This is a genomic window from Pseudomonas sp. 13B_3.2_Bac1 (assembly GCF_025466205.1).
Taxonomy (GTDB): domain Bacteria; phylum Pseudomonadota; class Gammaproteobacteria; order Pseudomonadales; family Pseudomonadaceae; genus Aquipseudomonas; species Aquipseudomonas fluorescens_H.
In genome coordinates this window covers 1-12,314 of sequence record NZ_JANLOG010000117.1, presented here as the reverse complement: position 1 = coordinate 12,314, position 12,314 = coordinate 1, and the positions used below count along the sequence as shown (strand labels likewise).

The following is a 12,314-nucleotide window of genomic DNA, read 5'->3' as shown; positions in this document are numbered from 1 at the left end:
GAGTCCTTAATCGATCAATTGAGCGTCTTTGAGCGCGCCGATGGCGGTGAGCCAGCGCGGATCCTGACGGTAGTCGGTGCTGGCGAACGCCTGCCCGCGCATCCGCGCAATGCGTGCGGACGGCTTGACCTTCATCCGTTGCGCAGCACTCAGGGCCAGTTCGGCCGCAGCGCGGTCGTTGCACACCAGGCCCATGTCGCAACCGGCGCTGAGCGCGGCTTCAATGCGACTGGCGGCGTCGCCGACCACATGGGCGCCGGCCATCGACAGGTCGTCGCTGAAAATCACGCCGTCGAACTGCAACTCGCCGCGCAGGATGTCCTGCAACCAACGGCGGGAGAATCCGGCCGGCTGCGAATCGACTTGCGGATAGATGACGTGCGCCGGCATCACCGCTGCCAATTGCTTGCTTAGTCTGGCGAACGGTACGAAGTCGTTTGCACGAATCTCGTCGAGGCTGCGTTCGTCATTCGGGATCGCGACGTGGGAGTCGGCTTCGGCCCAACCGTGACCGGGGAAATGCTTGCCGGTAGCGGCCATGCCCGCGCTGTTCATGCCGCGGATGAAGGCGCCGGCGAGCAACGCGGCGCGCTCGGGATCCCCTTCGAACGAACGCGTGCCAACCACGGCGCTGCGCTGGTAATCCAGATCCAGCACCGGGGCGAAACTCAGGTCGAGGCCAACCGCCAGCACTTCGGTGGCCATGATCCAGCCGCATTGTTCGGCGAGGTATTCGGCGTTCGGGTTGTCGGCAATGGCGCGCATCGCCGGCAGGCGCACGAAGCCCTGACGCAGACGCTGCACGCGACCGCCCTCCTGGTCGACCGCCAGCAGCAGATCCGGGCGAATGGCGCGGATGGCGGCGCTCAACTCACGCACCTGGCGCGGGTGCTCGATGTTGCGGGCAAAAATGATCAGGCCGCCCACTTCGGGCTGACGCAACAATTGGCGATCCTCGGCCGTCAGCCAGGTACCGGCGACGTCCACCATCAACGAGCCTTGCAGGCCAGCAGTCATAGAGATTCCTTGAAAACGAAAAACCCGATTCGCACGACATCGCCACCGAGAGCGGTGCCCGGCAGGTTGGCGATGTCGATAGGAAACGGGTTCAGAACGAGAGTCGGCATGGGCGGCTAGCTTAGCGGATGTAAACTGCCGCGCCCACCCGTGTGCGGTTAAACCTTGGCGGCTACCGGGGTCGATTTGCTGCGCGGACGAAGTTGCGCAGTCGCCATGGCCGGGTCGGTGACACCGGTTTCGGCACGCATGCCGGCGGCAAGGAACGGCACCATCAGACGCATCACCTGTTCGATCGAGGTGTTGACGCCGAAATCGGTCTCGGCAATCGCACGCAAGGCCTTGATCCCGGACATGCTGAACGCCGCAGCGCCGAGCATGAAGTGCACGCGCCAGAACAGTTCGATAGGTGGAATGCGTGGAGCTGCTTCATTGACCAGCAGCATGTAGCGGCGGAACACCTTGCCGTACATGTCTTCCAGATAGCGACGCAAGTGGCCTTGGCTCTGGCTGAACGCCAGGCCGAGCAAACGCATGAAGATCGACAGATCGTTACCGCTGCGTGGCTGCACCACGAGCGCCTGTTCGACGAGAATTTCCAGCAGTTCTTCAAGGGTCGGCTTGTTTTCAGGCTTGGCCTGGCGACGCTCCAGCTCCTTATCGAGGCTGATGCAGAACGGCCCGAGGAAGCGCGAGAAAACCGCCTGGATCAGCGCTTTCTTGGAGCCGAAATGATAGTTCACCGCCGCCAGGTTTACTCCGGCTTTGCTGGTGATCAAACGCAATGAGGTTTCCGCGAAACCTTTCTCCGCGAACAACTGCTCGGCAGCATCAAGAATGCGTTCAACGGTTTCCGACTGGGCCATGGCTACTCCGCCTGACAAACACTTGTTTGAAACATACGTTTCAGCCTGTGCCTTGTCAAGCCTGCCAGTCCGTTTTGGGAATGGTCGGTCAGCTATTTAACCACACTGGACCGCTCCTTTAATAAGCACGGCTGCCGACCGTCCGGCGGCCTGCAAAAAAACGGGCATTGCCAAGACCGCTTCACTGTATATAATCCCAGTCACTGTATAAAAAGACAGAGCGATCAATATGCTAAAGCTGACGCCACGCCAAGCCGAGATTCTGGCCTTTATCAAACGCTGCCTCGAAGACAACGGCTACCCGCCAACCCGCGCGGAAATCGCTCAGGAACTGGGGTTCAAGTCGCCCAACGCGGCGGAAGAACACCTCAAGGCCCTGGCCCGCAAGGGTGCGATCGAGATGACCCCGGGCGCCTCCCGCGGCATTCGCATTCCCGGGTTTGAAGCCAAGGCTGACGACTCTACCCTGCCGATCATTGGCCGGGTCGCCGCCGGTGCACCGATCCTCGCCCAGCAGCACATCGAAGAGTCCTGCAATATCAACCCTGCGTTCTTCCACCCTCGCGCTGATTACCTGCTGCGCGTACACGGCATGAGCATGAAGGACATCGGTATTTTCGACGGTGACCTGCTGGCGGTTCACACCACCCGCGAAGCACGCAATGGTCAGGTCGTGGTTGCGCGAATCGGCGACGAAGTCACCGTCAAACGCTTCAAGCGCGAAGGCAGCAAAGTCTGGCTGATTGCCGAAAACCCTGAGTTCGCCCCTATCGAAGTCGACCTGAAAGATCAGGAACTGGTGATCGAAGGCTTGAGTGTCGGCGTAATCCGCCGCTAAAGGAGGCTTTATGCAGTTCCCACACACACCTCAGCAAACACAACTGCCGTTATTCGAAGCGTTTCTGGCACAACCGATGGCGCCGATCCTGAAAGATGTGGTCGAGCGCCCATGGATTGCCGAACCGGAAGTATTCAGCGAGCTGTCACTGCGCGGTGCAGCCGGGAACTGCCTGAACCTGCTTGCCCCGATCCTTCGCGAACTGAGTGAAGATCAGGACGCGCGCTGGCTGACGCTGATTGCCCCTCCTGCCAGCCTGACCCAGACCTGGCTGCGCGAGGCCGGCCTGAACCGTGAACGCATTCTGCTGCTGCAACCACGTGGCGCGCAAAGCGCCCAGCAACTGGCCTGCGAAGCACTGCGTCTGGGTCGTAGCCACACGGTGGTGACCTGGCTCAACCCGCTGAACACAAGCTCACGGCAGCAGTTGATCAGCGCTGCGCGCACGGGCGACGCTCAGAGCCTGAATATTCGATTGGGTTGATTCACTTGTGACACGCGCTGTGTGAAGCGCATGGCTTCTCCAAGGACAGAGAAGCCGATCTGATGCGGTAACAGCAAACGCCGACAGGCGGGGCTCAGTGAAGAACCCGCGGCCCTTCTTCCTTATCAAATTCGCCTTCAACCATACGACCGGCCATCTGCACACCGACGCTCAACATCGCCTTGGCGATTTCCACGTGCTGGCCTTGCAGGAACGCCTTGGCATCCTCGGAGAAATCCAGCGTCACCAGAGACCCCTCGTCCTCAGCCCTGCGCAGTTCGATTCGGCCGTCTGGTAACTCGACAATTTCTAGAAAGGACGTTGGCATATAGGTCTGTTCTCCACGAAAGGCAGGGATTATATAGACATCATTCAGGCTTCGCTCGGTATCTTGACCAGCAGCATGTTTCAGATTGCCACCGTGTCAATTGTCCTCAGCATTCGTTCAAGCCTTCGCGAAAGCGGATGGCCAGGCCTTTGAGATTTTGCCGCCAGCTCTCCAGCTCTTCGCGGCTCAACTCTTGCGGCGTCTCTTCTTCATCCAGATTAACGGCCTGAATCAATGGCTGTGTCACATCACCCTTGGGCTTGTGTGGCACCCGTGGCGGCTGAAACAACGCCGAGTGCGCCGCCAGCAGTTTCGCCAGCCAGGTTTCAGGATTGCCCGCCAACTCGATCATCTCGGCCAGCTCAGGGATCGCAATCGATTCCAGGACTTCGCGAGTCAGCAACGCTTCCGCTCGCGACGCATTAGCCTGAGGCAGACGGTAGAAACCGGCGATCTCATGGCACAGCCCTAGAAGCGCGCCATAGAGGTGAAACAACGCCGATTCACGCCCAGCTTGAATCAACGCCAACGAATTCATCGCCCGCCCCTCTTCGGCGCGAGCCAGAGCGTCCAGCGATAGGCCGGCGAAATAGATCTTCTGATTGGTGCGGGTATAGAGTTCGTGCGCCATGCCGGCAGTCTCCACAGCGAAATAATTGCGTCACACAGACCCGACAGTGTCATGGATCAACGGATCCGACCGCAAGCACAAAACAAAAAGGCCGCATGAAAACCCGAGGGTCATCATGCGGCCTTTGGTGTATCAGGCTAACGCTTACTCGGCCTTGGCTTTCGTGCGCTTGTCTTCAACAGTCCACTTGCCACCGTCGTAATAAGCCTTCCAGCCGGTAGGCTTGCCGTCGACCTCGGTCTGCACGTATTGCTCCTTGGTCTTGCGGCTGTAACGGATGACCGCTGGCAGACCATCAGGATCCTTCTGCGGTGCTTCACAGAGGAAATGGTACTTCGGATCGATCTCGTCCTTGTGCGGCAGAATCTCGATCACCAGCGGAGCACGAGTCTCGCGGTTTTTCGGGAACTGGCTAGCCGCCAGGAACAGACCGGAAGCACCGTCGCGCAGGATGTAGGTGTCGTTGACCTTTTCGCATTTCAGCTCAGGCATCTTCACCGGATCCATCTTCGGCGGCGCCGCATCACCGCTCTTGAGCAGTTTGCGGGTGTTCTTGCAGGTCGGATTGGTGCAACCGAAGAACTTGCCGAAGCGGCCGGTCTTGAGCTGCATCTCGCTGCCGCACTTGTCGCATTCCAGGCTCGGACCTTCGTAGCCCTTGATACGGTAGTTGCCCTCTTCGATTTCGTAGCCGGCGCAATCAGGGTTGTTACCGCAGATGTGCAGCTTGCGCTTCTCGTCGAGCAGGTAAGCGTCCATCGCCGTGCTGCAGATCGGGCAGCGATGCTTGCCGCGCAGCACCAGCGACTCCGATTCACCCTCGTCGTCCGCCGCAATCTCGTCGCCCGGAACCAGGTTGACGGTGGCCTTGCAGCGCTCTTTTGGTGGCAGGCTGTAACCCGAGCAACCGAGGAACACGCCAGTCGATGCGGTACGAATCTGCATCGGACGACCGCACGTGGTGCACGGAATATCAGTCATGACCGGCTGGTTGGCACGCATGCCGTTGTCCGGGTTCTCGGCCACTTCGAGCTTCTTCTTGAAGTCGCCGTAGAACTCGTCCAGCACGTTTTTCCAGTCGCGCTCGCCCTGAGCCACGTCATCGAGGTTCTCTTCCATGCCGGCGGTGAAGCCGTAGTCCATGAGATTCGAGAAGCTCTCCGACAGACGCTCGGTGACGATGTCGCCCATCTTTTCCGAATAGAAACGACGGTTGTGCAGAGTCACGTAGCCGCGATCCTGAATGGTCGAAATGATCGCCGCGTAGGTCGAAGGACGACCGATGCCGCGTTTTTCCATTTCTTTCACCAGACTGGCTTCCGAGTAACGGGCCGGCGGCTTGGTGAAGTGCTGCGATGGATCAAGCTTGATCAGCTTCATCACGTCGCCCTGCGCCATGTCCGGCAGAACATCGTCATCGCCAGGCTTGGCGATCTGCGGCATGACGCGGGTGTAGCCGTCGAACTTCAGGATGCGGCCCTTGGCGCGCAGCTCGAAATCCCCAGCGGCGACGCTGACGGTGGTCGACAGGTACTGCGCCGGCAGCATCTGGCAGGCGAGAAACTGGCGCCAGATCAGCTCGTAGAGGCGCTCTGCGTCACGCTCCATGCCCGCAAGTTTGCTCGGCGTGGTGTTGGCGTCAGACGGACGAATCGCTTCGTGAGCCTCTTGTGCGCCTTCCTTGCTGCTGTAGACGTTCGGCGTTTCCGGCAGGTACTTCTTGCCGAACTCGTCTTCGATGTAAGTCCGCGCCATTGCCACGGCATCAGCCGAAAGATTGGTCGAGTCGGTACGCATATAAGTGATGTAGCCGGCTTCATACAAGCGCTGGGCCATCATCATGGTTTTCTTCACGCCGAAGCCCAGGCGGTTGCTCGCCGCCTGCTGCAGGGTTGACGTGATGAACGGCGCCGACGGCTTGCTGCTGGTCGGTTTGTCTTCGCGCTTGACGATGCTGTAGCTGGAAGACTTGAGCTTCTCCAGCGCGGCCGTGGCCTGGGCTTCGTTGAGCGGCTTGAAGGCTTCGCCCTTCTCGCGAGCCACTTCGAAGCGTACGGTCGAGCCTTTGGCGGTGCCGAGATCAGCGTGCACTTCCCAGTATTCTTCCGGGTTGAATGCACGAATCTCGCGCTCACGCTCGACCACCAGCTTCACGGCAACCGATTGCACGCGACCGGCCGACAGACCACGGGCGATTTTGGCCCATAGCAGCGGCGAGACCATGTAACCCACAACGCGGTCGAGGAAACGACGCGCCTGCTGGGCGTTTACACGATCGATGTCCAGCTCGCCCGGCTCGGAGAAGGCTTCCTGAATCGCCTTCTTGGTGATTTCGTTGAACACCACGCGCTTGTAGCGGCTGTCATCACCACCGATGGCTTCGCGCAGGTGCCAGGCAATGGCTTCCCCCTCGCGATCCAAGTCGGTTGCGAGATAGATGGTGTCAGCATCCTTGGCGAGCCGGCGCAGCTCTTCGATGACCTTTTCCTTGCCCGGGAGGATCTCGTACTTGGCTTTCCAGCCATGTTCCGGATCGACACCCATACGCGAGACCAGCTGCTTGCGCGCCTTCTCTTTCGGCGTGAGCACCGGCCCTTCACCTGCGGCAGCCTTGCCACGCTTGGCGGCTGGTTCTTTGCTGGCGCTAGCCGAACCGCTGGTGGGCAGGTCTCGGATATGGCCGATACTCGACTTCACCACGTATTGGTTACCCAGATACTTGTTGATGGTCTTGGCCTTAGCCGGGGATTCCACAATGACCAGCGATTTGCCCATGGATCAGAAAATTCCTGAATTCTAGAAGTGAAAGGCGGTTGGCGCCTGACGCGGCACCGCTATATATAGTTGATACAAGGTGAGGTCAAGCGCAGGGTTCTGCACGCACTCGTCTCATACCTTGGAAAAAAGGCTCGGTTCGGCTTGCACCAAAGCAAAGCGTGGCACCTGCTCGCCGTCAACCTCGACCGACTCCAGAAACATGCTCAAGGGGCGCACCCAAAAGCCGTATTCGCCATACAGGGCTTGGTAAAACACCACTTCCTCTTCGGTCTCGGAATGCCGCGCAACACTGAATACGCGGTACTGCGGCCCCTTGTAATGTTGGTAGAGCCCAGGTTGTATCGGCATGCTTCGGCCCTCACTCAAATTTTTTCAAAATAAATACAAAATAAATCCACAAAAACAAAAACCGGGGCACTTGGCCCCGGCTTCCATCGACGAGACGCTTAAACGCGTTCGAAGACGGTGGAGATGCCTTGGCCGAGACCAATGCACATGGTAGCCACCCCGAAGGTGCCGCCATTCTGCTTCATCACGTTCAGCAAGGTGCCGGAAATACGGGCACCGGAGCAACCGAACGGGTGACCCAGGGCGATCGCGCCGCCGTGCAGGTTAACCTTCTCGTTCATCTTGTCGAGCACTTTCAGATCTTTCAGCACTGGCAGGGCCTGTGCAGCGAAAGCTTCGTTGAGCTCGAAGAAGTCGATATCGTTGATGCCAAGGCCCGCACGCTTCAGGGCTTTTTGTGTTGCCGGAACTGGACCATAGCCCATGATCGCCGGATCCACACCCGCCACTGCCATCGAACGGATCACGGCCATCGGCTGGATCCCCAGATCCTGCGCACGCTGCGCCGACATCACGATCATGCACGAAGCACCATCGGTGATCTGCGACGAAGTACCGGCAGTCACGGTGCCGCCCTTTGGATTGAAGGCAGGCTTGAGGGCCGCCAGACTTTCCAGGGTAGTTTCCGGACGAATGGTTTCGTCGTAGTCGTACAGCTTCAGGAAGCCGTTTTCGTCGTAGCCCTGCATCGGGATGATTTCGTCTTTGAACTTGCCTTCCACAGTCGCCTTATGAGCGAGCTGGTGGGAGCGCACGCCAAAGGCGTCCTGCTGCTCACGGGTGATGCCATGCATCTTGCCGAGCATTTCTGCAGTCAGCCCCATCATGCCCGAGGCTTTCGCCGCGTACAGCGACATATGCGGGTTCGGATCAACACCGTGCATCATGCTCACGTGGCCCATATGCTCGACGCCACCAACCACGAATACGTCACCGTTACCGGTCATGATCGCTTGCGCCGCCGTGTGCAGAGCACTCATCGACGAGCCGCACAGACGGCTGACGGTCTGGCCGGCCGAGGTGTGCGGGATCTGGGTCATCAGCGACGCCATGCGTGCGATGTTCCAGCCCTGCTCCAGGGTCTGGTTTACACAGCCCCAGATCACGTCCTCGACTTCAGCAGGATCGACCTTGGCGTTGCGTTCCAGCAGTTTGCTGATCAGGTGTGCCGACATGTCTTCGGCACGGGTGTTGCGGTGCATGCCGCCCTTGGAGCGGCCCATCGGCGTACGACCGAAGTCGACAATCACGACGTCTCTAGGATTCAAGCTCATAAGTTCACTCTCACTCTAGTTGGGGGCGCTTAACCGAAGAAGCTCTGGCCGTTTTTGGCCATTTCGCGCAGCTTCGCGGTCGGGTGGTACAGCGCGCCCAAATCAGCGTACTGGTCAGCCAGGGCAACGAACTCGGCAACACCGATCGAATCGATGTAGCGCAGCGCACCGCCACGGAATGGAGGGAAACCGATACCGTAAACCAGACCCATGTCGGCTTCAGCGGCAGTTTCAACGATGCCATCTTCCAGGCAGCGCACGGTTTCCAGGCACAGCGGGATCATCATCCAGTTGATGATGTCTTCGTCAGTGACTTCGCGCTGCTCGTAAACGATCGGCTTGAGCACTTCGAGTACCGACGGATCGGCGACTTTCTTCTGCTTGCCTTTCTTGTCGGCCTCGTAGGCGTAGAAGCCCTTGCCGTTCTTCTGCCCCAGGCGTTTGGCTTCGTACAGCACGTCGATGGCCGAACGACGGTCATCCTTCATGCGATCCGGGAAACCTTCAGCCATCACGTCACGACCGTGGTGACCGGTGTCGATGCCGACCACGTCCATCAGGTACGCCGGGCCCATTGGCCAGCCGAATTTTTCCATGACCTTGTCGATGCGGACGAAGTCCACGCCGGCGCTGACCAGTTTGGCGAAGCCGCCGAAGTACGGGAACAGAACGCGGTTGACCAGGAAGCCCGGGCAGTCGTTGACGACGATCGGGTTCTTGCCCATTTTCTTGGCGTAGGCAACGGTGGTGGCAATCGCCAGCTCGCTGGACTTCTCGCCACGGATCACTTCCACCAGCGGCATCATGTGCACCGGGTTGAAGAAGTGCATGCCGACGAAGTTTTCCGGACGCTTGAGGGCCTTGGCCAGCAGGCTGATGGAAATGGTCGAGGTGTTGGACGCGAGGATGGTGTCCTCTTTGACTTTGTCTTCGACTTCAGCCAGTACCGCTTGCTTGACCTTCGGGTTCTCGACCACAGCCTCTACAACCAGGTCGACGTGACCGAAGTCGCCGTAAGACAGGGTCGGACGAATGCCGTTGAGCACTTCAGCCATTTTCGCAGCAGTCATGCGGCCTTTATCAACGCGGCCAACCAGCAGTTTGGCGGCTTCGGCCAGACCCTGCTCGATACCGTGCTCGTTGATGTCCTTCATCAGGATCGGCGTACCTTTGGAGGCCGACTGATAGGCGATGCCGCCACCCATGATGCCGGCGCCCAGTACGGCAGCCTGCTTCACGTCCTTGGCGATTTCGTCGTAGGCCTTGGCCTTTTTCTTCAGTTCCTGATCGTTCAGGAACAGACCGATCAAGCTCTGCGCGGCAGAGGTCTTGGCCAGTTTGACGAAACCTGCTGCTTCGACTTCCAGCGCCTTGTCACGACCGAAGTTCGCGGCTTTCTGGATAGTCTTGATCGCTTCGACCGGCGCCGGGTAGTTCGGGCCAGCCTGACCGGCCACGAAACCTTTGGCGGTTTCGAAAGCCATCATTTGTTCAATGGCGTTGAGCTTGAGCTTTTCCAGCTTCGGCTGACGCTTGGCCTTGTAATCGAACTCGCCGGAGATGGCACGCTTGATCAGTTCAAGGGCAGCTTCCTGCAGCTTCTCTGGAGCAACCACGGCGTCGACGGCGCTGACTTTCAGCGCATCTTCAGGACGGTTTTCCTTGCCGGCGGCAATCCACTCGATGGCGTTATCGACGCCGATCAGACGTGGCAGACGCACGGTACCGCCGAAGCCCGGATAGATGCCCAGTTTGACTTCCGGCAGACCGATCTTGGCCTTGGTCGACATGACGCGGTAGTCCGCAGCCAGGCACATTTCCAGACCGCCACCCAGAGCGATGCCGTTGATCGCGGCCACGGTCGGAACGTTGAGGTCTTCGAAATCGCTGAAGATCTTGTTGGCTTCGAGATTGCCAGCAACCAGCTCGGCATCCGGCAGCTTGAAGTTGTCGACAAATTCGGTGATGTCGGCGCCGACGATGAACACGTCCTTGCCACTGCTGACGATCACGCCCTTGATCGAAGCATCTGCCTTGATGGTGTCCACGGCCTGACGCAGTTCGTTCAGGGTAAGACGGTTGAACTTGTTGACGGACTCACCCTTGAGGTCGAATTTCAATTCGACGATGCCACTTTCAAGAGCTTTAACCGTGATGGCTTTACCTTCGTAAATCATCAACTGATCTCCACGATATGGAAGCTGAACAGTACACGTCGGACGCAGGTAAATGGCTCGGCAGGACGTTTTTTCGTCGATGCTGACGCCAATCCACCCGGCACACCCGCCAACGCGATAGTCGGGATTCTGTAGGAGCAGTCTGTAAGACAAACGCTCAATTCATACGCCCGTTTGATTTGGGTACGTCACCTTCACGGAATTTCCAACAATTGTCAATCGCCCAAAATACGGGTGGAAATGCGACTTTGCGGTCACTTCCGTCGCACGCAGAGCTGCAATACGCCTCTGCATGCAAAGCCATTCATAGAATCAATAGTTAGAAAAGTCGCCCTAATTCGCAACGAGCCCTGTTTAAAAGGCTACGCTGGCTGGACTACAGGGATATCCGCTGACTGCAAAAAGACGAATCAGCGACAAAAACAGTTACCGGCCTGCCTGGCCACCCCGCCCGATGAATCATGTCGGGCTTTTTATTGCTCGTCTGCCGGACGCTCCCCACCCTTGCAGTGGGAAAAGTCCGCGAGTCATGCCAGTGCTTTCAGAGTCGCATCGATATCCTGCAGAACCGTGGCTTCGCCCTTCTCCCCCCAGTACAAAGCGATCATCTGCTTGTCGGCCTCGACCTTGAACACGTTGCCCGGCAACTTTTCGAAATGATTGAGCAACAATCGGTCTTCGCAGACTTCCTGCCACTGATTGACCCACACGCCCGGCGATTTCTGCCAGTAGGTCCAGCACGCCGGCTGACCGCCACGCCGTGGCCGATGATATTGCGCACACGGGTTGGGCGGCTCCTGAGACAGCCAGTGCGGCCACTCCTGAGGCGCTAACTGCATGGCCAGTCCGATGCGCCGAGCCTCCATGCGCAGGGCCATCCGGCCACTCTGCACGCGCGATGGGCGCAACCATGCCAGTGGACTCAGAACCACCAGCAGGATTGACACCACCAACCAGACCGTCATATCTCTACTCCCGACTTATAGGTGAGCGCATTGCGTCACTTTGGAACCAATGCGCTTGAAACCAGCCATACTTAACAATATTGAACCGTCACGAGGAGCACCTCATGCCCTACAACCATATCCTGGTCGCCGTAGACCTGACCGAAGAGTGCGACCCTGTGATCCACCGCGCCCGCGAGCTGTCAGCGAGCAACGGTGCCAAGCTGTCGCTGGTGCATATCGTCGAACCAATGGCGATGGCATTCGGCGGCGATGTGCCGATGGATCTGTCACAACTGCAACAGCAGCAGTTCGATCAGGCCAAGCAACGCCTTGATACGCTCAAGCACAAATACCCCGAGCTGGAAGGCGCCAATTGCCACCTGACCTACGGCCAGCCACGCCAGGAAATCCATCACTTCGCCAAGGAGCAACTGTGCGACCTGATCGTGGTCGGCAGCCATGGCCGCCATGGTCTGGCGCTGCTGCTCGGCTCCACCGCCAACGACGTGCTGCACGGCGCGCCTTGCGATGTACTCGCAGTGCATCTGGTCAAACGCTGAAACACTGATCAGTGTGGGGGCGGGCCCCCGCGCGCCCCCGCCGCGACAAAAACCAAAAAAAACCCC

At 58.8% G+C, this 12,314-nt stretch carries 12 protein-coding genes; 3 read left to right on the top strand and 9 right to left on the bottom strand.

Annotated features, from left to right (window positions below; genetic code table 11):
* Positions 1-6: 6 nt before the first annotated feature.
* Positions 7-1,017, bottom strand: a complete 1,011-nt coding sequence (nagZ, locus tag NTD85_RS19310) for a beta-N-acetylhexosaminidase (protein ID WP_262142947.1) — start codon at positions 1,015-1,017, stop codon at positions 7-9.
* A gap of 158 nt (positions 1,018-1,175) precedes the next feature.
* Entirely contained in the window at positions 1,176-1,883 is a 708-nt protein-coding gene (locus NTD85_RS19305; RefSeq protein ID WP_007961819.1) for a TetR/AcrR family transcriptional regulator, read from the bottom strand.
* Positions 1,884-2,112: 229 nt separating this feature from the next.
* Between NTD85_RS19305 and lexA the strand changes: the two genes are divergently transcribed.
* Both lexA and sulA read left to right on the top strand, forming a co-directional pair.
* Complete coding sequence (lexA, locus tag NTD85_RS19300; protein WP_003226590.1) at positions 2,113-2,721, top strand: transcriptional repressor LexA; 609 nt, start codon at positions 2,113-2,115, stop codon at positions 2,719-2,721.
* Positions 2,722-2,731: 10 nt separating this feature from the next.
* The gene (gene sulA, locus NTD85_RS19295) at positions 2,732-3,205 is read left to right on the top strand and encodes an SOS-induced cell division inhibitor SulA (RefSeq protein ID WP_007961817.1); all 474 of its coding nucleotides are present in this window, start codon (positions 2,732-2,734) and stop codon (positions 3,203-3,205) included.
* Positions 3,206-3,299: 94 nt separating this feature from the next.
* On the opposite strand, the gene NTD85_RS19290 is transcribed toward sulA, so the two are convergent.
* The 7 genes from NTD85_RS19290 to NTD85_RS19260 form a co-directional block, all read right to left on the bottom strand.
* Complete coding sequence (locus NTD85_RS19290) at positions 3,300-3,533, bottom strand: hypothetical protein (RefSeq protein WP_003226592.1); 234 nt, start codon at positions 3,531-3,533, stop codon at positions 3,300-3,302.
* Between the two features lie 106 nt (positions 3,534-3,639).
* Positions 3,640-4,164, bottom strand: coding sequence for a DUF6586 family protein (locus tag NTD85_RS19285; protein WP_003226593.1), 525 nt, complete (start codon positions 4,162-4,164; stop codon positions 3,640-3,642).
* A gap of 144 nt (positions 4,165-4,308) precedes the next feature.
* Positions 4,309-6,939 (bottom strand): type I DNA topoisomerase, encoded by a 2,631-nt coding sequence (topA, locus tag NTD85_RS19280; protein WP_003226594.1) that lies wholly within the window; start codon positions 6,937-6,939, stop codon positions 4,309-4,311.
* A gap of 114 nt (positions 6,940-7,053) precedes the next feature.
* Complete coding sequence (locus tag NTD85_RS19275) at positions 7,054-7,290, bottom strand: DUF1653 domain-containing protein (RefSeq protein WP_003226597.1); 237 nt, start codon at positions 7,288-7,290, stop codon at positions 7,054-7,056.
* 98 nt (positions 7,291-7,388) lie between these two features.
* Positions 7,389-8,564: an acetyl-CoA C-acyltransferase FadA gene (fadA, locus tag NTD85_RS19270; protein ID WP_003226599.1), complete on the bottom strand. Its 1,176-nt coding sequence runs from the start codon at positions 8,562-8,564 to the stop codon at positions 7,389-7,391.
* Positions 8,565-8,593: 29 nt separating this feature from the next.
* Positions 8,594-10,741 (bottom strand): fatty acid oxidation complex subunit alpha FadB, encoded by a 2,148-nt coding sequence (gene fadB, locus NTD85_RS19265; protein ID WP_024013640.1) that lies wholly within the window; start codon positions 10,739-10,741, stop codon positions 8,594-8,596.
* Between the two features lie 527 nt (positions 10,742-11,268).
* Positions 11,269-11,706, bottom strand: coding sequence for a hypothetical protein (locus NTD85_RS19260; protein WP_262142946.1), 438 nt, complete (start codon positions 11,704-11,706; stop codon positions 11,269-11,271).
* A gap of 104 nt (positions 11,707-11,810) precedes the next feature.
* On the opposite strand from NTD85_RS19260, the gene NTD85_RS19255 reads away from it, so the two are divergent.
* A complete protein-coding gene (locus tag NTD85_RS19255) occupies positions 11,811-12,248 on the top strand; it encodes a universal stress protein (RefSeq protein ID WP_262142945.1) in 438 nt (145 codons plus the stop codon).
* Positions 12,249-12,314: the final 66 nt, after the last annotated feature.